Origin of the sequence: Geotalea uraniireducens Rf4 (assembly GCF_000016745.1) — a bacterium.
GTDB lineage: Bacteria > Desulfobacterota > Desulfuromonadia > Geobacterales > Geobacteraceae > Geotalea > Geotalea uraniireducens.
Genome location: NC_009483.1, coordinates 4,036,970 through 4,056,315 on the forward strand (window position 1 = coordinate 4,036,970; position 19,346 = coordinate 4,056,315).

At 54.3% G+C, this 19,346-nt stretch carries 21 protein-coding genes and 1 tRNA gene; 11 read left to right on the forward strand and 11 right to left on the reverse strand.

Going from position 1 to position 19,346, the window contains the following annotated elements; translation table 11 throughout:
• Positions 1-132 precede the first annotated feature (132 nt).
• A complete protein-coding gene (locus GURA_RS17480; protein ID WP_011940247.1) occupies positions 133-2,874 on the reverse strand; it encodes an Ig-like domain-containing protein in 2,742 nt (913 codons plus the stop codon).
• 504 nt (positions 2,875-3,378) lie between these two features.
• On the opposite strand from GURA_RS17480, the gene GURA_RS17485 reads away from it, so the two are divergent.
• The 3 genes from GURA_RS17485 (at position 3,379) to GURA_RS25445 (ending at position 5,143) form a co-directional block, all read left to right on the forward strand.
• Positions 3,379-4,053, forward strand: a complete 675-nt coding sequence (locus tag GURA_RS17485; RefSeq protein ID WP_011940248.1) for an outer membrane protein — start codon at positions 3,379-3,381, stop codon at positions 4,051-4,053.
• 485 nt (positions 4,054-4,538) lie between these two features.
• Positions 4,539-4,772, forward strand: a complete 234-nt coding sequence (locus GURA_RS25440) for a hypothetical protein (RefSeq protein WP_041245531.1) — start codon at positions 4,539-4,541, stop codon at positions 4,770-4,772.
• A 161-nt stretch (positions 4,773-4,933) separates the two neighbouring features.
• Entirely contained in the window at positions 4,934-5,143 is a 210-nt protein-coding gene (locus tag GURA_RS25445; RefSeq protein ID WP_041246108.1) for a GSU3473 family protein, read from the forward strand.
• Positions 5,144-5,302: 159 nt separating this feature from the next.
• Here GURA_RS25445 and GURA_RS17500 read toward each other — a convergent pair whose 3' ends face one another.
• Entirely contained in the window at positions 5,303-5,986 is a 684-nt protein-coding gene (locus GURA_RS17500) for a hypothetical protein (protein ID WP_011940250.1), read from the reverse strand.
• A gap of 313 nt (positions 5,987-6,299) precedes the next feature.
• On the reverse strand, positions 6,300-6,506 hold the full coding sequence (locus GURA_RS24430) for a hypothetical protein (protein ID WP_157046239.1): 207 nt from the start codon (positions 6,504-6,506) through the stop codon (positions 6,300-6,302).
• Between the two features lie 218 nt (positions 6,507-6,724).
• Between GURA_RS24430 and GURA_RS17510 the strand changes: the two genes are divergently transcribed.
• From GURA_RS17510 to GURA_RS17525, 4 genes are all read left to right on the forward strand, one after another.
• A tRNA-Sec gene (locus tag GURA_RS17510) sits at positions 6,725-6,822 on the forward strand.
• A 374-nt stretch (positions 6,823-7,196) separates the two neighbouring features.
• Positions 7,197-7,547 (forward strand): helix-turn-helix domain-containing protein, encoded by a 351-nt coding sequence (locus tag GURA_RS17515; RefSeq protein WP_011940252.1) that lies wholly within the window; start codon positions 7,197-7,199, stop codon positions 7,545-7,547.
• 607 nt (positions 7,548-8,154) lie between these two features.
• Entirely contained in the window at positions 8,155-8,613 is a 459-nt protein-coding gene (locus GURA_RS17520; RefSeq protein WP_011940253.1) for an NfeD family protein, read from the forward strand.
• The gene (locus tag GURA_RS17525; RefSeq protein ID WP_011940254.1) at positions 8,613-9,464 is read left to right on the forward strand and encodes an SPFH domain-containing protein; all 852 of its coding nucleotides are present in this window, start codon (positions 8,613-8,615) and stop codon (positions 9,462-9,464) included. Before GURA_RS17520 ends, GURA_RS17525 begins: the two co-directional genes overlap by 1 nt.
• 464 nt (positions 9,465-9,928) lie before the next feature.
• Here the strand turns inward: GURA_RS17525 and GURA_RS17530 are convergent, their stop codons facing one another.
• Positions 9,929-10,414, reverse strand: coding sequence for a hypothetical protein (locus GURA_RS17530; protein WP_011940255.1), 486 nt, complete (start codon positions 10,412-10,414; stop codon positions 9,929-9,931).
• 80 nt (positions 10,415-10,494) lie between these two features.
• Between GURA_RS17530 and GURA_RS24435 the strand changes: the two genes are divergently transcribed.
• Both GURA_RS24435 and GURA_RS17540 read left to right on the forward strand, forming a co-directional pair.
• Positions 10,495-10,743, forward strand: coding sequence for a hypothetical protein (locus GURA_RS24435; protein WP_157046240.1), 249 nt, complete (start codon positions 10,495-10,497; stop codon positions 10,741-10,743).
• A gap of 144 nt (positions 10,744-10,887) precedes the next feature.
• Complete coding sequence (locus GURA_RS17540; protein WP_041245533.1) at positions 10,888-11,577, forward strand: NAD(P)-dependent oxidoreductase; 690 nt, start codon at positions 10,888-10,890, stop codon at positions 11,575-11,577.
• Positions 11,578-11,851: 274 nt separating this feature from the next.
• Here GURA_RS17540 and GURA_RS17545 read toward each other — a convergent pair whose 3' ends face one another.
• The 5 genes from GURA_RS17545 to GURA_RS17565 form a co-directional block, all read right to left on the reverse strand.
• Positions 11,852-12,283, reverse strand: coding sequence for an FKBP-type peptidyl-prolyl cis-trans isomerase (locus tag GURA_RS17545; RefSeq protein WP_011940257.1), 432 nt, complete (start codon positions 12,281-12,283; stop codon positions 11,852-11,854).
• Between the two features lie 216 nt (positions 12,284-12,499).
• A complete protein-coding gene (locus GURA_RS17550) occupies positions 12,500-13,495 on the reverse strand; it encodes a serine hydrolase (protein WP_041245534.1) in 996 nt (331 codons plus the stop codon).
• Positions 13,496-14,328: 833 nt separating this feature from the next.
• Complete coding sequence (locus tag GURA_RS17555) at positions 14,329-14,775, reverse strand: DUF2147 domain-containing protein (RefSeq protein WP_011940259.1); 447 nt, start codon at positions 14,773-14,775, stop codon at positions 14,329-14,331.
• A gap of 24 nt (positions 14,776-14,799) precedes the next feature.
• On the reverse strand, positions 14,800-15,174 hold the full coding sequence (locus tag GURA_RS17560; RefSeq protein ID WP_011940260.1) for a VOC family protein: 375 nt from the start codon (positions 15,172-15,174) through the stop codon (positions 14,800-14,802).
• Between the two features lie 94 nt (positions 15,175-15,268).
• The gene (locus GURA_RS17565; RefSeq protein ID WP_232278935.1) at positions 15,269-16,174 is read right to left on the reverse strand and encodes a hypothetical protein; all 906 of its coding nucleotides are present in this window, start codon (positions 16,172-16,174) and stop codon (positions 15,269-15,271) included.
• Between the two features lie 283 nt (positions 16,175-16,457).
• Between GURA_RS17565 and GURA_RS17570 the strand changes: the two genes are divergently transcribed.
• Together GURA_RS17570 and GURA_RS17575 are read left to right on the forward strand one after the other, a co-directional pair.
• The gene (locus tag GURA_RS17570) at positions 16,458-17,117 is read left to right on the forward strand and encodes a YceH family protein (protein WP_011940262.1); all 660 of its coding nucleotides are present in this window, start codon (positions 16,458-16,460) and stop codon (positions 17,115-17,117) included.
• 141 nt (positions 17,118-17,258) lie between these two features.
• Positions 17,259-17,729 carry an EVE domain-containing protein gene (locus GURA_RS17575; protein ID WP_011940263.1) on the forward strand — a complete coding sequence of 157 codons (471 nt, stop codon included), beginning with the start codon at positions 17,259-17,261 and terminating at the stop codon, positions 17,727-17,729.
• Between the two features lie 68 nt (positions 17,730-17,797).
• On the opposite strand, the gene GURA_RS17580 is transcribed toward GURA_RS17575, so the two are convergent.
• Positions 17,798-18,268, reverse strand: coding sequence for a YehS family protein (locus tag GURA_RS17580; RefSeq protein WP_011940264.1), 471 nt, complete (start codon positions 18,266-18,268; stop codon positions 17,798-17,800).
• Between the two features lie 226 nt (positions 18,269-18,494).
• A complete protein-coding gene (locus GURA_RS17585) occupies positions 18,495-19,304 on the reverse strand; it encodes an HAD family hydrolase (RefSeq protein WP_327049720.1) in 810 nt (269 codons plus the stop codon).
• Positions 19,305-19,346: the final 42 nt, after the last annotated feature.

Sequence of the window (19,346 nt, forward strand, 5' to 3'; positions counted from 1 at the left end):
CCCCTTTATGAAAGGGGGATTTAGGGGGATTTGCCTTTCATCGCAGCCAGGAAAATCCCCCCTTGCCCCCCTTTCTCAAAGGGGGGTAACTTCTGCAGGGGTGTTTCCGTAACACCCCTGCCCGGGATATTTCTACCAATTGACCAGGCCGACTGCTTTGCGCAGGATCACCAACGCATCGCCCACGTCGATTACTCCATCGGGCGACGGTTTACCGTCGATCAACGGTGCAACATCTCCGTGAAGAAGGTCGTTGTCGGTCTGGGTCAGAAGCCCGGCAGAGATTTGCAGTGCCCTGAGGGCGTCTACGATGTCCACTTTGCCGTTGCCATCCAGGTCGCCGTCGGGGACGTTTGCCGCAGAGGCCAGTGTTTTCGTGCTCTTGTTCCCGGCGGCATCGGTCGCCGTTATGACGAGCGTTGACGGATCATAGCTTGCGCCGGTCAGATCCAGGCTCCACGTGCCGCTCGTCGCACTCAACGTTCCGACGTTGCCGGTCTTGTCCTTGGCCGACAAGACCGCATCAGGTTCCATTGTCCCGCCGATATGAGTCGGCATAGGACCGGAAACAGGACTCATCGTTAACCGCGGCAGGGTCGTGTCGTAGATGACGTTACGGAATGTGGTGGCGACATTGCCGGCATTGTCGGTCGCCTTGACAGCCACTGTGTAAACGCCTTCCGTCGGCAAATCCACCGTAAAACCGTAAGCGCCGTTGCTGGGAGCTACCGGTCTCTCGACCCCGTTGATTGAGGCCGTCAGTGCAGCGCCGCTGGATGCGGTCCCGCTTATGTTCAGATTCCCCTGGCTCGTGGCGAAATCCTGACCGGGAACCGTTACTGCTACCTCCGGCCCGGCAGGTTTGCATGTGATTGTTCTTTTCATGGCAGAACTCGCGCCGCTCAAGTCGGTCACCTTTATCTCGATAGTATTGATGCCCGGAGCCAGGTTTACCAATGCGCTCCAGTTACCCTCGCTCACCTGGGCAGTTACCCCGTTCACGAGCACTGTGTTGTTGACGCCCGCTGTACCGCTGACAGTCAGAGTACCGGCACTCGTGACGGAGCCGTCGACAGGCGAGACGACCGTAAATAGCGGCCTTGTTGCATCGAAAACAATGGTTCTCCTGTCGGTAGTCATGTTGCCCGCCAGGTCCTTCGCAACAACGGTTATGCTATTGGCGCCGTTGTTGAGAATCACCGGCATGCTGAATGCCCCATTTACAACCATTGCCGGCTGACTATTAACCGCTACCCGGTCAAAGTGGTCGTCCACAACGCTTCCCACAATATTCTGCACCTGAAGAGAAGTCGTAATGCCATCGGCAAGGGCTGAAACGGCAAGTGTCGGCGGAGTATCGTCCAGGACGATGACGACGCTTTCCGAGGTGCTCCCTCCTCCGGTTTTAGCCGCTGTTACCGTGATCTTGTTGTCACCGGGAACGAGCCCGGATATATCGCATTTCCAGGAAGTTGCGGTCGGGTAGACAACGGTCCCGGCCACGGCGCCGGTATTGGATCCGATGCTGACCGTTGCGCCATTATTGATGGTGCCGCTGATGGTCTGACTGTTGATATTGGTCAGAGCTGTTACCGGGTTGATGACAAGTTTCGGTGCGGCCACATCGAAGGTAACGGATGCTGTTTTCTTTGTCACATTGCCGGAAGCATCCGTAGCTGTCACAGTAATACCATTCACTCCGGGCACGAGACCGGAAACAGTATAACTCCAGGTAGTTCCCGTAACGGTCGCCTTGCCGCCTATGGCTGCAACGTCGCCGGCCACGGTGACGGTCGCCCCCGCGCTTACGTTCCCGCCGATAGTAAGATTCGGTACGTTGGTGCTCGTGGGAACAGGGTTCAAGGTCAGAACAAGCTGGGTTGCACCCGGGCTTGTTCCTGCGGCATCGCCTATTCCGTATACCGTCAGATTGCCGTATCCGTTGGCAACGATCAGTCTGCTGTTGGAGGCGTCGAAAACAGCGTCCGAAGGAGCCATCAGTTGTCCGTTGTTCGCCCCATAACTTCCGACAAAATTAAGAAAGGCGCCGCCTCCCTGAGGGTCGATTGCCTGTAGGTTACTCTGGAAGACATCAACCACATAGATTCTCTTTACCGCAGGAACCGGGTCTTTGGTGTATTCGAAGACAACCGCCTGCGGCGACGTGAATTTCAGCGGACCTGACCCGTAAGAACCCAGTGATTTCTGATAAATGCCTTGAAGACTGAAAAACTGCACCCGGCCGTTCAGGGTATCGGCAACCGCCAACTGGTTCGAACTCTTCTCATAGGTTATGCCGGCCGGAACCGAGAACTGGCCGGGAAGATTCCCGAACGAACCGAAACTGTTGGCAGGCTTGCCGAGAGCAGCGGAGGCCATGACGATCGGGGCGCCCTTTGTGTTGAAAACCTGAACACAGTTGTCGAGACTGTCAACCACATAGATAAAGCCGGCAGAGTCTGTCGTTACACCATTGGCCATTTTGAACTGGCCGGTCCCGATCCCCAGACGGCTGATTTCCACGCCGTTTTTGTCGACGACTGCCGCATAATTACCTTGGGTTACGACCAGGTTCCCGTCCGGCGTCAAGGCCACCCCCTGGGGTGATTTAGCGGTCTTGATGACCTGCAAAAGCTTGCCGGAGCTGCTGTATTTCAACAACCCGCCCCCCCGGGGGTCGGCCAGGTACAGGTTCCCCTGCTGGTCAATTGCAACCCTGATGGGAGAGCTGACCCCTTCCGTCACGAGGCTCAGCGGCGTCACCTGCGGAAGGGGTGAGGCGCAGGTCGTGCCTGCCTGAAATATGCAAAAAAGCGCAGACGGGAGAACAACGCTAATTAAATTCTTCTTAACCAATGATACCAAAAAATCCATGGTTGTACAGACCTCCGAAATTTTTTCAGTCGTTACAAACTTTTGTTTTATATGAGTTATCTTGCGGCACGGGAGGCGATGCTATGCGCACTTTGCTGTCAGCGTTAAGGTTGTCCAAAGATAAAAAAGCATCAAATGAGGAAGGAATGCGGGGGGATGCACCTGAATTACGACACTCGGTAACATTTTGGTATCATAACAGGAACAAAGTAGTTATATATGTGATGCGCGTCACATTTATACTGTTCCTTCAAATGTAAATGGCTGAAAAATCTGGAATACCGGGAATGGACAAGTTGTCTGGCAGGGTTTCACGTTACCTCGAACATCAAAAGAGTGTCTGAAAGAATGGTATAATAATCGTTATAGGTCAGTGATGGTAATCACAAACTCAACCGAAGACCGGCCAGCGGCGGCGGGAAGTAAACCAAAAACGGCGATCTGCGTTTATATGGATAATACGCCGTCTACTTCAACGGTCCGTCAAGAAAAGGAGGAGTGCCCATGAAAAGGAACCTTATCGTTATTGCCGCTCTCGTAACCACCCTAGCATTACCCGCCGTCTGCCCGGCGGCCCCCGCACGCCCGGGCGCCTATGTGTCCGGCTTCCTCGGCGTGAATGTCCCCAGAGACGCCGACGTGACCGGCACCGACTTTTTGATAGGCGCGGACATCGATGAGCGGGTTGCGTTCGATCCCGGCCTCAATATTGGCGGGACCGGCGGTTACGACTTCGGCATCATCCGCCTGGAGGGAGAGCTTTCATACAAGCATGCAGAAATGAAGTCGATCACCGAACGGGCCAGCGGGACCCGGTTCAGCGATGTGGACGGCAACCTCGGGGTGCTGGCCATGATGTTCAACGGCTTCTTCGACCTGCACAACAGCACCCCGGTCACCCCGTACTGGGGCGGAGGCATCGGTTTCGCCGCCATGCACCTGAGTGATACCTTCGTTTCCGGCGATCCGATTCCGTTTTACCAGGAAGACGACGACACCGTCTTTGCCTACCAGGCCGGCGCCGGCCTGGAGATCGCCCTCAACCGGCAGTTCTCGCTGGATCTGGGTTACCGTTACTTCGGCACAGCCAGTGCCACGTTCGGCTTAGACAAAGACATCACGACAGATCTGAAATACGAAAGCCACAATGCATCGGTAGGGTTCAGGGTGAAATTCTGACCGCAGTTTTTCCGCAAAAGATGCAAAGCCGCTGCCATTTCCGGCAGCGGCTTTGTCCTGCAAAGAGCCATCACTCGTCACGTCCCGTATTATAAACATTACTGCAACCAGCCTGGGATCTGCATAATTATCACCTGACTAATCAACCCCTGCCGGCAATATTATAACCATTGACTCTGCCTTTGCTCCTTTATCATAAAATCGTCCTGTGACTTTCAGCCCGTGATTATTCAGGCCAAAACGCCGAATATTATTCGTTTTTGCCGCGAGACCTTGAAAAACTTTTTTTCCGCAGTAGAATTAGACAGCGCTAACACGATTACGATCCGGCAGACAAGCTTGTTTCTTTATGTATTGGAAATCAGACTTCAACAAAGGAAAAATCCCCTGCAAACCATCATGAAGCCGTTGTGCCCGCGATCAATCCGGATGCTCGAATAAAATGAGCGCCAGGAGATGGCAACAACAAGAAAGGGAAGACAACCATGATAAAAAAGTGCCTGGTTCTTTCGATTGTCTGGATAATTCTCCTCTCCCTGACAAGCATCAGGGCGCCCCTTGCTCAAAAGTATAAAGGCCCGGCAGCAGATGGTCCGGACAAGAACATTCAACCGCGAGAGGAAACTGTTATTGACAGAAGCTCTGTAATATTGCGCCACATAGCCCAGGCCCGTACGAAGATCCACGAAAATAATGGAGGTGGAACTGCCCATCCTTGAAACAGAAAAATACAGCATCAAAGCCAAAGAATATCTGGACGACAAGAATGCCGACAAAGCGAGCAGAAAGAATAAATCAGAGAGAACCGTTTCCGGATGGAAACTAGTTGTTTCCGATTCGGAAAGTGGGGATTTTATTCCAGACGAAGGGGGTTATGACCATGCTGATCAGGGTTATCTATCGCGATGCAAGTGTGGACCTTGTCAATTCGTCTTCACTCGCCCACTTGATAAAAAAGCAGGAGATTGTGGCATTCTGCAGGTCAGATGGATGGATTATGATAGATCGTGATCCCGTACGAAAAAGAAAGCGCCAGTTTGTAGGGCCTGGCAGAAGAGCAACCGACCTTGCCTCCGATTATTACGGATGATGGCAATGCATGCGCCGTCAACCGGCAGAAAGGGATCGATAAAATCCAGGAAGTTGCATGGGGCGGGTAAAGATGGCGTAAAGCCGGGGGAATACGAAACAGGGGCGGGTTGATAACATCCGCCCCTGTTGTTCTAACAATCAACTGCCGGAAATAACATCAATTTTTGACGATGTACTTGATGCTTGAATCCGTTGCCTCTACCACTTCGATCATGACGTTCTTTACATTAAGCATATTAACGGAGGTAATCTCGTAACTTAACCCTTGTGACACCGAAGGTTGTTTCTGATTGCCGACGAATTCCTGATAGGTAAGGTTTATCGTGGAATCGGTCTTCCCGTTGTAGATGAGTTGCTCCTTGTAAGAATCCTGCAACGGGACCTCAATTGCTGAAAAAAGGCCGTGGAGGCGGTTTCGTTGTTCGGAAACCCGACGGGTATCGGCATAGTACAGACCATGGAATTCTCCCCACGGCTTAATAACGAAAATCGGCAGTTTGTCCGTTACCGGCGCCCCGGTGTCCGTAAGCACATCTTTCTGGGTTATCTCCGGATTGCTGCAAAGATAATCCCCGCCTTCCAGCATGCCGCTGCACATCCAGATTGCCCCCCTTTTCACCGCTGGAAACACCAGGTTGTCCATTTCCGGCAAATAATAATTTGCCGTAGCGATAAAGCCCGGGAGCACTTTCAACAGTCCCTTTTCGAACATCGGTTCACCAACAGACCTTGTCTGAACAACCCCCGAAACTAAGGTGTTGATGTTTTTCTCCGTCGGTTTGACCGTGGTAGCACAGCCAAACATGAGCAGACCCATAAGAATCACGGCAATATTTCTCATTCTCAGCCTCCTCATAATATCCCCCTTGCTTTCCGGTCACTGGCCGTTGCACGGAACATGCTATAAACTTGCAATCTGCTGCCTGGGATGGAACATGTCCCATTATAATTTTAAAATACTTTAATACCACGATGCTTGCAAAAAATTTGCCCATTTACAATATGGCTACAGAAGTACTTCTACATATTACAGGATTTTCTGCGATGGTGAAAAGACCGGGTGTTGAAAAATTAGCTGCCATAAAACAAAAGACCCCGCTGGTCATGAAAACCCGCGGAGCCTTGACAGCAAATTGTTTGTGTTTATCAAATACTTACTCGGCCTTCTCGGGAAAAGCAACCCGACTGGACAGTGAATCCACGTAATCCGTCTGTAAACCAGGCACCCTTTTCATATTCCCGGAGTTTTCAATCAACCCTGCCTCCGCAAAATGCCCCTCCAGCTTGGCGATCAAATCTTTCTCCAGAAGATTTTCTGACTTTCTGTAGTCGTTCAAATAGAAGACTCTAGCTTTAGCCATTGCCACTCTCCCATAAAGAACATCAAATTCATTTTCGAAGATCCGTTCCGGCGAATAAACTTGTAATCTTATCGGCAACCATGTGAAGTTCTTGACATATTTGAGATAAAAATGCCCGGCCCGGATCAATTTTTTCCCGAATGACCGCACTGATTGAACTTCTCAGGCATTATTTAATTGACTTCCTCCCTCGCAATGTTTTAATCATGTCCATGCACGGAAGCACGTCGGTCGCTGGTGGGCCGCCCGGTCTTCAAAACCGGTGGGGGGGATGAGAAATCTCCCCGGTGGGTTCGATTCCCATGTGCTTCCGCCAATTACAACTTTATACTGTCCGATATAGCCCACCTCTATCCACTGCCCCTCCCGATCACGGGGAGAAACGCCCCCAAATTGCCAGATTTCACTTGACGCCGTATCACTCACTGATACATTATAAGCTATGGCATGGATTGTTGTATATGGCCGCAAGGCGGCGAAATTGCGTGAAAAGCTGCCGGAACGTGTAAAAGCCGTCCTTGACGCTCTTATCAATTGACATACGCGCCACGGGACCGGTACGCGGCGACTGGCCCCACTACTCAAAACTATCCGACGGGTCGCACCATTGCCACTTGAAAAAAGGGCAACCGACATATGTTGCCGTCTGGCGGGTACAAGACAACGAAATTCATATTGTGGAGTTTACTTATGTTGGCACACACGAAAAAGCACCCTACTGAAAGCATCCGTCTTATCGGCTCCCCCGATGTCATAAGTCGTCTGCGAAAATATGCCCTCAAAGTCGGCGCCGACATCATCGAGGCGGCGAACAGCATCCCCGCGTCCGACATCTCGCCGGAACTGGACACCAATCCCGGCGGGGTGTATCTGCGCGGCATCCGCCTTCGCGAAGAGATGACACAGGAAGACCTGGCAAAGTTGACGGGCATCCCTCGTGCCAACATCAGCGCCATGGAACATGGCAAACGGCCCATCGGCAAGGAGACGGCAAAGAAGCTGGCAACCGTCTTGCACTGCGACTATCGCCGGTTTCTTTAAATGCCGGAGTTTTTTTGACTCCCAAACCGACCGAAAAAGGGATAAGGAAAAACTTTTCAGGGGAACTTTAGGGGTAACACGCAAAATTCACATCCATATTGTCTTGCAAAAAAACAGCACGTTGAAAGCTTAATTGGCTTCCCATGTGCTCAGTGCAGACGCTTCCCTTATGCTTTGCTTTGTGGAGGCCAATCCGTGAGTCCCACTGTATTCAGGGAAGGCAGTTTCCGGTTTTACTTTTTCTCCCTTGAGGAGTCGCGAATGCATATCCACGTGCTGTTTGTCGAGTTGTTCGGAAAGAGGTAAGGGCACTTTCTCGATTTTGTCTATTGCATAGACCCTTCAGCTTCTCCCAACGAACTGCTGGCCATTTTCACAACAATCGCAAAGAAGTTAAAGCTGAACGCTGATTTTCATAATTCAACCTTCATCCTTATTGTTAATCGTCCTTGACGATGCCGCCTCCAGGGGTGTATGTATGTGAGTAATTTTTTATGGAGTGCCCTGGAGGGGTGATGGGATGTCGGAGTGCAGGTTCAGAGAGCCGCTTGGTCAGTGTGGAAGCTGATGGGGCGGCTTTTTTTGTTCGATCCGCGGGAGGTGTGACATGAACATACTGTGGTGGCACTGGCTGGTAGTCGGCATGGTCCTTATCGGTCTGGAGCTCGTCGTCCCCTCCTTCACCATCATCTGGTTCGGCCTCGGAGCCGTCCTGGTCGGCATTGTCATGGTGTTCGCACCGGGCTATCCCCTGCCCGCCCAGATTCTGACCTGGACCGTGGTCTCGGCGGTTCTCACCATCGCATGGTTCCGCTTTTTCAATCCCCGCAGCAACAAGACCTTCTCCGGCTCGGCGAAGGGGGCCGTAGTGGGAGAGACGGGGCTCGTTATCCGGGCCGCCGAGCCCTATGCCAGGGGGACCGTCAAGTTCCAGTTGCCGCTCCTGGGGGCTGATGAATGGCCGTGCATGGCCGAAGAGTCTCTGAAGGTGGGGGATCGGGTGAAGATAGTCGATGTGGAAGGACATGTGATGAAGGTCGAAAAAACCGGAAAAGGAGTGGACTAATGAATCCTGGAACAATCGTCTTGGGAGTTTTGTTTGCACTGGTAGTCGTCACGATCTTCATGGGGGTGCGGCTTGTTCCCCAGGGGTACGAGTTTGTCGTGCAGCGTCTCGGCAAGTACCATTCGACCCTGAAGCCGGGGCTGAACTTCATCATTCCCTACGTCGATATTGTCGCCTACCGTTTGACGACAAAGGACATCCCCCTCGAAATCGGCGCCCAGGAGGCGATCACCAAGGACAACGCCGTCATCGTCGCCAATGCCATCGCCTTCATCAAGATCATCGATCCGGTGAAAGCGGTTTACGGCATCAGCAACTACGAGTATGCGATTCAGAACCTGGTGATGACCTCACTGCGGGCCATTATCGGCGAGATGGAACTCGACCGGGCGCTGTCGTCCCGTGACATCATCAAGGCACGCCTTAAAGACATAATTTCCGACGATGTCACCGACTGGGGCATCCTCGTCAAGTCGGTGGAGATCCAGGATATCAAGCCGTCCGATTCCATGCAGAAGGCGATGGAGCAGCAGGCCACCGCCGAGCGGCTGAAGCGAGCGATGATACTGGAGGCGGAAGGGAAAAAGGAAGCGATGATCCGGGAAGCCGAGGGGAAGCTGGAGGCGGCGAAAAGGGAAGCGGAGGCGCAGATAACGCTGGCCGAGGCGTCCGCCAAGGCAATTGAGGATATTGCCGGCGCGGTGGGGGAAAAAGAGCTCCCGGCGCTTTTTCTCCTGGGTGACCGCTACGTGAATGCGATCCAGAAGCTGTCCGCATCGCAGAATACGAAGACATTCGTCCTGCCGGCGGATATTCTGGCGGCCGTGAAGGGGATCGCGGGAAGGTCGTAGGGTAAGGGAGTGCGAGGAGTGAGTGTGCAGTGGGGGAATTGGAAACTGACTTTTCAAGACCCTTAAAGACCTTCAGAGAGCCGCTTGGACAACTTGGAAGCTGATTGAGTGGCGTTTATTGTTCTTAATGGATAAATAGACAAGAATGTCCCCACCGCCCTTTTCTGAAAAAAGACTATGGTTCATCCCATTCGGCAAGATTAAAGGCACAAAACTGGAAAAGCATATAGCAATAGATGCCAAGTTGGATAATGGAATAATCAATATACTCAGCATATTGACTTGGTCCGACCCTCAAGGACTTACTATCGATTTTGTCTATTGCATAGACCCTTCAGCTTCTTTGACAGGGAATTAAATATGGCGTCCCCAGAACTCCCGAAAAACTATCGATGTTGCGCTGGTTCGTGTTGAAAATTGGCTTGAAGCCCTAAAATATCGAGACGTGTGGAGGTTTTGAGGGGTTATTCAGCCTGCTCTTCGGTCAGGAAGAAAGCCATGAAATTTGGGACGTTTGGTACCGATACAAAGTCCAGAGAGGTGTAGAGGGGGATAAGTTTATCGCTGGCAGGTTCGAGAACTATAGCAGTGAGTGGTAGAAAAGAAGCTATGTCGAGGGATTTGGCTATTACATGGCTCATCAGGTATTCCGAGGCGCTTAAGCCTTCTAGGGCTTCAAGTCTCTGTTTCCGATAGGGTTCCGAAACCAAAAGGTACAGGACCTGAAGATAGTGGAGTTTTTGCTCTGGGAACCTGTAGATGCCCATGGCGACAAAGCCATAGTCCTGCTCATCAATGGAAAGGACATGAAGCTTAGCGTGGCCATTCTTGGCGAGCTTCGCTGCGGCTTTGGCGTTGGTTCGCTCAATCTCCCGCCTGCAACGCCATCTGGCTAGGAAGGGGCCTGGCGCGAGATCAGCACCCGAGACGCAGGTAATCTGAGCAGGCATGCTAACCTTTCTTCGATTTTGCTTCGATTGATTTTACTTTGGCAACGATCTCTGACGCACGCTTCGAGACTACACCTGTCTTGAAGAAGTGGATCGTTGTTCTCGGCAGTTTATCAGGTAGGGTACGGCCTACGACAAATCCGGTGTCTGCCTTCTTTGTCTTGGTCGCAGTTTTTGGACGAATTACTTTTGCAGTCATGGATGCAATACTACTCGAGATTGCCAAGGACTGCAAGCCGGAATTTCGAAAAGCCTTAAGAACCTTATCCGAGGAGGTGGAGAGGGTCAAAGAAGTAGGGGAGGTAAGGCCTGACCCATTAACCCCTTAAGATCAGCCATAACCGAGATCGGATCATCCCATCAACAATTGGTGTCCAACCACTCGGCGACAGACGGTCTCCGCTTCGCTCCGCCGCTGCGACTCGAAACCGTTGAGCGGAAGCGTTAAGTGCTACTGAGAATAAGGCAAAAACATGAAGAAGATTTGCATTGTGGGTGCATCCGGGAAACTCGGGCAGTATATGGTACAGCATGCACTGGATCGGGGATACGAGGTGGTTGGCGTTTGTCGGGAACGCAGCGTGGGCAAACTTGACGGGTTCAAGGGGCATATCACCGTCATTCCCGGTGCGACGAACGACCGCGAGGTGATCAAGAAGGCAGTTGAAGGGTGCGACGGTGTGCTCACCGTGCTGGTCCCTTGGGGGGTTCACCAATACTCGTCGGGAACGGTGCAGGCGGTACTCGACTATGCGCGTCCGGGCGCGCGCCTCATATTCTCATGTGGCTGGCACATTACGCGGGACGGCCAGGACGTGTACTCGCGGACCTTCATTTTGGGTGTGAAGGCTATCGGATGGATCGCGCGGATGCTCCGCGCTGTGGACATCGACGACCAGGTTGAAGCATGCCGACGGATCTTTTCGAGCAACACTCGGTGGACTGTCGTCCGCGGCAGCGACCTCGAAGAAGGAGAGAGCCAAGGCCTTCCCGTATGGAGCAGACATGTCGGCGACCCCGTCCTCGCGAGCAACATCACGCGCCGCGTAGACTTTGCCCTTTTTATGGTTGCGGCCCTTGAGAACGACGAACTCATCCACGAGGCCCCCGCGATAGTCGGCTGCCGAACACCCTCGGCGCTTGCAATCAAGACGGGAAGCTAGGAGCCTGTCGGACTTAGGAAGGGAGAGACAAGGGTGTCGGGGCTACACATATGACAAATACTGTAAAAGAAGGGATTTTGTAAAATGTGTAGCCCCGACACGAGGAAAACAGAGGGATCCGCCCTTGACACGGGACAAGTCTCCTGCCCTCTTCACGCACCGCCAGGAAATATCAAGTCATCCAATGCAAAAAAAACGCCGTGAAACCTTGTGTTGACTGGTTCCACGGCATCATGGCGTTTTAGTAATTTCAGCAGTACTTGCCCGATTGCGACTATTTGATATTGAGCAGTTCAACCTCGAAAATGAGGGTCGCATTGGGCGGGACATCACTGCCGGCCCCACGGGAACCGTAGGCAAGTTCAGGCGGGCAGACCAGTTTAGCCTTGCCGCCGACCTTCATCATCTGTACCCCTTCGGTCCAGCAGGGAATGACGCCGGAGAGTGGAAAACTGATGGACTGATGACGTTTGTAGGAGCTGTCAAACTCCTTGCCGTTCGTCAGGGTGCCACGATAGTTGACTTCGACGGTGCTGGCGGCACTCGGCGACTTGCCTTTACCATCCTTTATGGATACATAGACCATCCCGGACCGGGTCTTCACAGCTCCTTTTTCCTTGGCGGCCTTGTCGATGGCATTGTTAGCTGCTGCAAAGGCCGGAACCGCTAAAATAGTGGCAATGGCTGCAATGACAACTTTCTTCATCTGTGCTCCTCACTGTGACAGAATTTAAATTCAATGGGCGGTATCCTAACATTTAAAATTTGTTGCCGTCAACAGTCGTGTAGAGTCCTGGGTCAGGCTGTGCATTCCGTGCTTGATTACTCACCTTCTAAAACGTTTGCTGACGGTCACGCGGAATTCCGGGGACATACGTATCCGGGCATGAAGCGTCACGGGCGGCCGTTGACTGGAGTCGTCTCACTTCTGTCCAGGCTCAACCTTCGCCGGGCTACCGCCTTTGGCGGGGAGACTCGCATCGACCTCGGCATAAATCCTTGCGGAGATATCACGGATGACCTCCGCCTGGAGGGCCAGATCGTGCCCGCCGGTCATGATCCCCAGGATGTACGGCCCCTTCGGGTGATAGACGATGCCGAATTCGTGCAGCTGTTTATCCTCTCCGGGCAGCACATCGTTGCACTCTCCGAATTTTGACGCAACCACGATCCCTTTAGGCACCCCCCCAACGATTCCCTGCGGGAAATCCTCCTGGCTCAAGAGCTGTAACGCCTTTTCCGACATATTGCGATTCAGGTAGGACGCATTGTAGAGGACGCGGAAAAACCCCGAGAATCCGTGGACGGTCAGGGAATTACGGTCGTCTTTCGGATGGTTGTCGATATCCATGCTCAGCAGCACGTCCTCCAGCTCCGCTGCGCTCAGGCCTTCATAGAGCAATGACGTCGCATTGTTGTCAGAATAACTGATCATGTAACGCAGCAGTTCCTCAACCGTATATGCCCGCCCCGGGGTGATCGTCTGCGCCGGCCTTATGGTCTGCAATGCGCTCAAGTTCTCCTTGCCGTCAAAGACAAACGTCTGTTTAAGTACCCGCGGGTCTTTCTCGGCAAGCTCCAGCCAGGCGATCATCACCGGCACCTTCATCATGCTGGCCGGATTATACTCCACTTTCTCGTTGATCCCAAACCACGGCCCATCAGACAGGTCACGGTAATAAACCGACAGGTTCCGAACCCGGCCGTTGTCGATCTGCCACTGCACGAAATCCTTGATCTTGCGCTTGAAGGGGATAGGCTCCTGTCTGACTCCGTATCCTTCCGGGAGTTCTACATCGACCAGCGGACTGATGAAACGATACCCCGTAAGTCTGACCCGTCTATGGGCAGCAGAATGAAAGTGACGGTGATACCAGCCGTGGGCGTGCCACCCGGCGCCCAGCAACAGAACCGACATGGCCAGATATAAAGTGATATGTCGAATGTTAATTTTCCCTCCCTGCAATCGCCAGCAAAACCCTGCCCACCATATATGTCCCCTTCGGATTGCCCTGTTCCTTTTTTGTTACACCGACTAAAATTTACTAGGAAGCCTTCAGGCTTGTCAACTGCAAATCCGGGCAGGAACCCACGACATAAGGTATCCCGGAAACAGCAATGCCGGCCGATTTCCCTTGGAAATGGTCATTGTTGTCTCCGCATTCCGAAAAATAGGGTCAACCTGTATGGTCACCCTTTCTAATAATTGTATACACTTTCTCATTTTTTATTAGGCAATTACCTTGAGTTATCCACTAAATTTCAGCATCTTGGGTGTCGTCCACTCATTTCGTATCGTTAGAAAAATTCACTTGCGCGAAAATAAGTATTGACACGTAATTACAAGTAGTTAGACAGCTGCCTTTCAAATAGTCAAAAAGCAGAAGTGCTTGAAGAAACGTTATATTTACAAATTTTATCCACAGTTATGGCCTGTTTATCCACATGGTTTGTGGATACACTTTAAACCTGACAATTATTCTAATAATTCATCTTACATTTGAGGCAGATGTCCCACAATTCCACCAACTGACCCAACCCATCCCTACTGGCTTTACCACAGGGGTACGTTAAACGCCCTGTTTAAAACAAAAAGAAAAAGCCCCTGAATTTCTCAAAGGCTTTTGTTCTTCTCCGGCCCTTGCAGGACCTTTAATTGGAGGTGGCGGGAATCAATCCGCGTCCGAAAATCATCCACAGAAGGCGTCTGCATGCTTATAACAGTTTTGGGAGTCTATATTGATCAAGGTGCTATCTGGTTAACGTGTAGGTACGACCAATGAAGGAAAAACCGATATACCCGCGCAAGTCAAGCCTGTCCGGAGCGACAAACCGCATCTTGCACTTGTAGGATTTGCCACTTTCGGGGTCGTAACATACGCCTTTTTCCCACCTGTTGTCCCCGGCATAGATCAGCCGTTCGATTACCTGTAGTCCCAAAATGAGGCGTTTCTGCAGGGCCGGATCGGGATTTCTCCAATCGATTTTCACCTCCCCAACCGGGCCGTCTTCACTGCGGGTAAACCGGGGCTCCCTGAGCCAGCCGACCTTGCCGCAGATCTTCTCGCCACATCGGTACAACTCGATCCTCGACCGGTCACCAGCGGTTTTCCACAGCCCGAGCACATCATCGGGACCACTGGCAAATGCTGGTGCAGCCAGTAGAATCAATGTGACAACAATGAGCAGCTTATCCATGTATCACACATTCTACCCCGGTGCTCATGCTTCGGGTCTCTGGTAATCCGGGTTCATCTGCCAAAGCGCCAGCGTAGCCCCGGTCGGATCGGTGATCACGCTGAACCAGCCGATACCGGGTATCTCGGTGACCTCCTTGCAGATCGTCGCCCCCAGAGATTTGGCCTTTTCGGTGGCGGCGACCGCATCGGCCACCAGGACGTAGGCCAGCCAGAACGAAGGGGAATCGGGCATCGGGTTTTTCATCATGCCGCCTCCCGTCCCCTCACCCACCTTGATCAAGGTATAGTCCATCCCGGGGATGTCTTCCAGTTTCCAGTCAAACAACGCGGTATAGAATTTCCTGGCTTCAGCCACGTCATTGGTCACCAACTCTACATGCACAAACGGATTTGCCATCTCTCTCACCCCTTTCTCACGGTGCAGTCCCGGAATAACCCAATGGGTTAATTAGTTGCCATCCGGAAAACTCCGGATGAGAAACTATCGGAAACTAATTATTGCGTTCCCGGCCTCGATCCTCCTCTTTCCTCTGCCTTTCCCCTTGGCCCCGATCGGGCTCCTGCGACCGCTCCCTCTCCTTCAGTCTTTGTTCCCGGCCTTGCGGCCTTGGCTCCTGCGACCTCTCCCTATCCCGCACTCTTTGTTCCCGGCCTTGCTGCCTAGGCTCCTGCTGCTCACGCTGTACACCCCCTGGCTGCTCCCTCCGTTCCCGGAATGCCGGTCCTCGCTGCTGCCGGGGCTCCGTCGGACGCTGGATCTCCTGCTGCCCCGGCCCTCTCATCCGAGGCTCTTCCTGCCTTCTCCGCTGAGCAGGTGCGGGCGCCCTTTGCTCTCCCCGCTGCTGAAAGTGCCGGCGGACTTCCTTATCGCGCGGCTGGTAACGATAATGCTGGCGGCGTAGCGTCTGCTGCTGCTCCACCCGGGGATACCGATCTCTCGAATACCGCCGCTGGTAGACAGGCAGCGGCGCGCGCGGCGGAGCAGAGCCGCGCTTCCACCTGTCCCATCCTCTTCGATGCTGCTCCCATTCACGGCCCCAGTGTTCACCCCAGCGGGGCGGCGCATTCGACCGCCACCCGCGAAAGTACACAGGAGGATGCCGGTAGTAGCGCACGGGGATACGCAGGATGAACAGCGGCAGGACCTCCGGCTCCACAAACCACCAGGGGCCGTTGTACCAGTAACTCGCGTACCACTCATCGTCCTGGTAAACCCAGTACATGCCGTCGTAAAAGAAATAGTTGGCAGCCACCCGTGGAGCGTAATAGACCGGGTAGCCCGGCACCGGCACGAGTTCCGGGAACAACGGCAGGTTGATCCCGATGCTCACGTTGGGGAGCCCGATACCGATGCTCACCTGGGCTGAGACAGACGTCACCGAGCAGCACAACAGCATCCACAGCACAATGACTCCGCAGCGTATTTTCCGCATTTTGTTCCTCCATTTCGATAAGCACGGTCGTGGGCATTGCTTGTCAATTGGAAAGTGACAACGGCCCCAACTCTCGGTATAACCTGCGGTCGGGTGGTTACGTATCGTTTTGAGTTTATCCCATGCTGCTGACCTGTCAATCAGGGCAACCTGTGGGGCACCAATCCCCCTCTGAAACTGCATGCATCCCCCGGCGAATATTGCTATACTAAGACCTCAGCAATTTCTAACCGACAAGGAGCACCCCATGAAAATGAACCTGGCCGAGGTGGAGATCAGGATACTCGGCTGCCTCATCGAAAAAGAACTGACCACCCCGGAGAACTACCCCTTGAGCCTCAACACCCTCACCAATGCCTGCAACCAGAAGTCGAACCGCGCCCCACTCATGGACCTGGCGGAGGCGGACGTGGTGCGCGGCCTCGACAAACTGGGGGCCCGGGGGCTGGCGCGGCTCACTACGACCGGCGGGCGGGTCGCCAAGTACCGTCATTCCCTCGACGACAGCCTGCACCTGGCTCCCCCTGCGCTGGCGGTACTCGCCGAGCTCATGCTGCGTGGCCCGCAGACGGCGGGCGAGTTGCGCAACCGGGCCGAGCGCATGACCCCGCTCGCCGACATTGCCTCGGTGGAGGAGATCCTCGGGGCGCTGATGGAGTTCGGCCCGCCTCTGGTGACCCGCCTCCCCCGTCAGCCCGGCCGCAAGGAGCAACGCTACGCCCAGCTCTTTGCCGGCGAGCCGGACCTGCCGGACGACACGCCTGCCCCTCCCCCCGAACCGGCACGGCAGCGGGTCATGGCCGAGAACGAGCGGCTCGCCAGGCTCGATGGGGAAGTATCCGCGTTGCGCGCCGAGATCGCTTCCCTGCGCAGCACGATCGAGGAACTCCGGGTGCTGTTCGAGTAAGCTCCCGGCCTGTCGGCCGATGATGTCCGCCTTTCACCCAGATGGAGAAGGAAGGGCTCATTGTCCGCAAACGGGGGGGAAACACTTTGTGGCGTGAGGCGATTTCGAGGACATCCGCGTCAGGATGGGAAAGGAGTGACCATGGCCTACTGGCTCTTCAAAAGCGAACCGGGCAGCTTCTCCATCGAGGACCTGCGCCACCGGCCCGGCATGACCGAACACTGGGACGGGGTGCGCAACTACCAGGCTCGCAACTACCTGCGTGATGCCGTCAAGCCGGGGGACCTGGTGCTGTTCTATCACAGCAATATCCCTGAGCCGGCAGTGGTCGGGATTGCCGAGGTCGTCCGCGGAGGGTACCCGGACTACACCGCATTTAATCCCGGCAGTGAGCATTTCGACCCGAAATCATCCCCCGTCAGCCCGATCTGGTACATGGTGGACGTGCGCTACGTCGCCGCCATGCCCCGCCCGGTGCCGCTGGAGCAGATCAAGGGGAACCCGCTGTTGGCGGCCATGCCGCTGGTGAAGCGCAGCCGCCTCTCCATCCAGCCGGTGACCCCGGAAGAGTGGCGGACCATCCTTGCCATGGGGGGGATGACCGACTTGTGACGGATGAGACTAAGCCTTGGCAAAACTTGCGCAGAAGCGCGGGGTCTCAATAGGGGGACAATGTGCGGCTACGTGTTCCCGCCACCAAGCGTCAACCCTCGTATGAAGTTGCGAAGTATTTGGTCGCCACAGGGCTTGTAATTTCTGTGCCCTTTTGCTCGAAACATCGCGGACAATTCGGATTTTGAGAGCTGGACGCCGGCCTTTCCGAAGATCGCGAGCATTGCCTCATCATTCAATTCCAGAGCTATTCTGAGTTTCCTCAGAATGAGATTATTGTGCAACGCCATGTCCGTCGTTATAGCCGAACCGGGCTTCGGATCGTGCGCGCCTCGCCTGGAGATGATCAGGCCGTCCAGGAACGCGCCCATCACCGTGTCGTCGCAGGCCACAAAGCCGGGCTCTTCCTCTTTTTTCAGCAGTTTCAGCACGTCTATCGGTCTGATTTCATGCCCGCCCAACTTGCATAATTCGGCTATGGTTTCGCCATTCAGGTTCAGCGCGTAGCGGAGCCTGCGGAGCAGATCGTTATTGGTCATGGTTTTTCCCTTCGTGAGTGTTTATTGTGGAAGGCTAGGAGCCAGTCGGACTTAGGGAATCGTAACGAGAGAATGGCAAATCGAGGACAGATTATCGGAAATTTGAGAGCGAATAGTGGACCTATTTGTCGAAAATTTCCGGGGATATGGACCGATTTTCCGTTCTCGCAGTAGATTCATTCCTAAGTCCGACAAGCTCCTAGGAGACGCTTTTCTGCGTTCGCGGTTACAGTGATGGCATGGGTACGGCGTGTGCCAGAGCCACGGCCAGCTCCTCCAGGGTGGCCACCGCCAGGTCGGCCAGCTCCGGCCAGCGGAAGGCGCCGCTGCGGTCCACATGGATGGTGGCAGTGCCGGCGGCGCGTCCCACCTGCAAGTCGAACAGGTAGTCCCCCACCATCACTGTCTCGTCCGGTGCGCTCCCCCAGGCGGCGAGGAGTTTCTCGATCCCCTCCGGATGGGGCTTGGGCGCGGCCTCTTCCCGGCCGAGGATGGCGTCGGAGGTAAAGTACCCTTTAAGACCGATCTGGCCGAGGGTGTGGAGGGCGATCTCCCGCGTGTTGCGGGTGAGGATGCCGACGCGGGCGTCGCGCCGGAGCAGCTGGTCGAGCAGCCGCCCGGCGCCGGGGGCGGCTGCGGTCTTGGCGGCCAGCTCATACTCGATCTCGATCAACCGGGCGTGCCTGGCCGCGGCCTCGGCCGCAGGCAGAGAAGCGAGGAACTGGAGGATGTCGGCGTCGGACTCCGTCATGCCGAGCGCGCTGCGGATGGCGGCAAAATCATGCACCGGAAGGGTCAGCGTCCCATCCAGGTCGAATATCCAGCAGCGTCGGGCGAGGATGTGGTGAGCAGTCATGTTCGCAGGATACCTTTTTTCCGCCATTCCGGCAACGGCAGACTGCACTATAAAAGAGGACCGACTACTTTTCGCCATCATAGCGCCCATTACGCCCGCTACCACGGCTGTTTTTCCGGTCAATCCGCATTTGCGGACGGCTCGAAGCCGCGGCGGCTTAAAGAGTCCCAGTTTCGGCACTGGCTCGCCCCCCTCCCCCCTCAAGAAATGCTCGGCTGATGC

Coding starts and splice junctions, on each gene's coding strand:
- GURA_RS17480 (WP_011940247.1), bottom strand. CDS start 2,874: ATGGATTTTTTGGTATCATTGGTTAAGAAGAATTTAATTAGCGTTGTT.
- GURA_RS17485 (WP_011940248.1), top strand. CDS start 3,379: ATGAAAAGGAACCTTATCGTTATTGCCGCTCTCGTAACCACCCTAGCA.
- GURA_RS25440 (WP_041245531.1), top strand. CDS start 4,539: ATGATAAAAAAGTGCCTGGTTCTTTCGATTGTCTGGATAATTCTCCTC.
- GURA_RS25445 (WP_041246108.1), top strand. CDS start 4,934: ATGCTGATCAGGGTTATCTATCGCGATGCAAGTGTGGACCTTGTCAAT.
- GURA_RS17500 (WP_011940250.1), bottom strand. CDS start 5,986: ATGAGAAATATTGCCGTGATTCTTATGGGTCTGCTCATGTTTGGCTGT.
- GURA_RS24430 (WP_157046239.1), bottom strand. CDS start 6,506: ATGGCTAAAGCTAGAGTCTTCTATTTGAACGACTACAGAAAGTCAGAA.
- GURA_RS17515 (WP_011940252.1), top strand. CDS start 7,197: ATGTTGGCACACACGAAAAAGCACCCTACTGAAAGCATCCGTCTTATC.
- GURA_RS17520 (WP_011940253.1), top strand. CDS start 8,155: ATGAACATACTGTGGTGGCACTGGCTGGTAGTCGGCATGGTCCTTATC.
- GURA_RS17525 (WP_011940254.1), top strand. CDS start 8,613: ATGAATCCTGGAACAATCGTCTTGGGAGTTTTGTTTGCACTGGTAGTC.
- GURA_RS17530 (WP_011940255.1), bottom strand. CDS start 10,414: ATGCCTGCTCAGATTACCTGCGTCTCGGGTGCTGATCTCGCGCCAGGC.
- GURA_RS17540 (WP_041245533.1), top strand. CDS start 10,888: ATGAAGAAGATTTGCATTGTGGGTGCATCCGGGAAACTCGGGCAGTAT.
- GURA_RS17545 (WP_011940257.1), bottom strand. CDS start 12,283: ATGAAGAAAGTTGTCATTGCAGCCATTGCCACTATTTTAGCGGTTCCG.
- GURA_RS17550 (WP_041245534.1), bottom strand. CDS start 13,495: ATGTCGGTTCTGTTGCTGGGCGCCGGGTGGCACGCCCACGGCTGGTAT.
- GURA_RS17555 (WP_011940259.1), bottom strand. CDS start 14,775: ATGGATAAGCTGCTCATTGTTGTCACATTGATTCTACTGGCTGCACCA.
- GURA_RS17560 (WP_011940260.1), bottom strand. CDS start 15,174: ATGGCAAATCCGTTTGTGCATGTAGAGTTGGTGACCAATGACGTGGCT.
- GURA_RS17565 (WP_232278935.1), bottom strand. CDS start 16,174: ATGCTGTTGTGCTGCTCGGTGACGTCTGTCTCAGCCCAGGTGAGCATC.
- GURA_RS17570 (WP_011940262.1), top strand. CDS start 16,458: ATGAAAATGAACCTGGCCGAGGTGGAGATCAGGATACTCGGCTGCCTC.
- GURA_RS17575 (WP_011940263.1), top strand. CDS start 17,259: ATGGCCTACTGGCTCTTCAAAAGCGAACCGGGCAGCTTCTCCATCGAG.
- GURA_RS17580 (WP_011940264.1), bottom strand. CDS start 18,268: ATGACCAATAACGATCTGCTCCGCAGGCTCCGCTACGCGCTGAACCTG.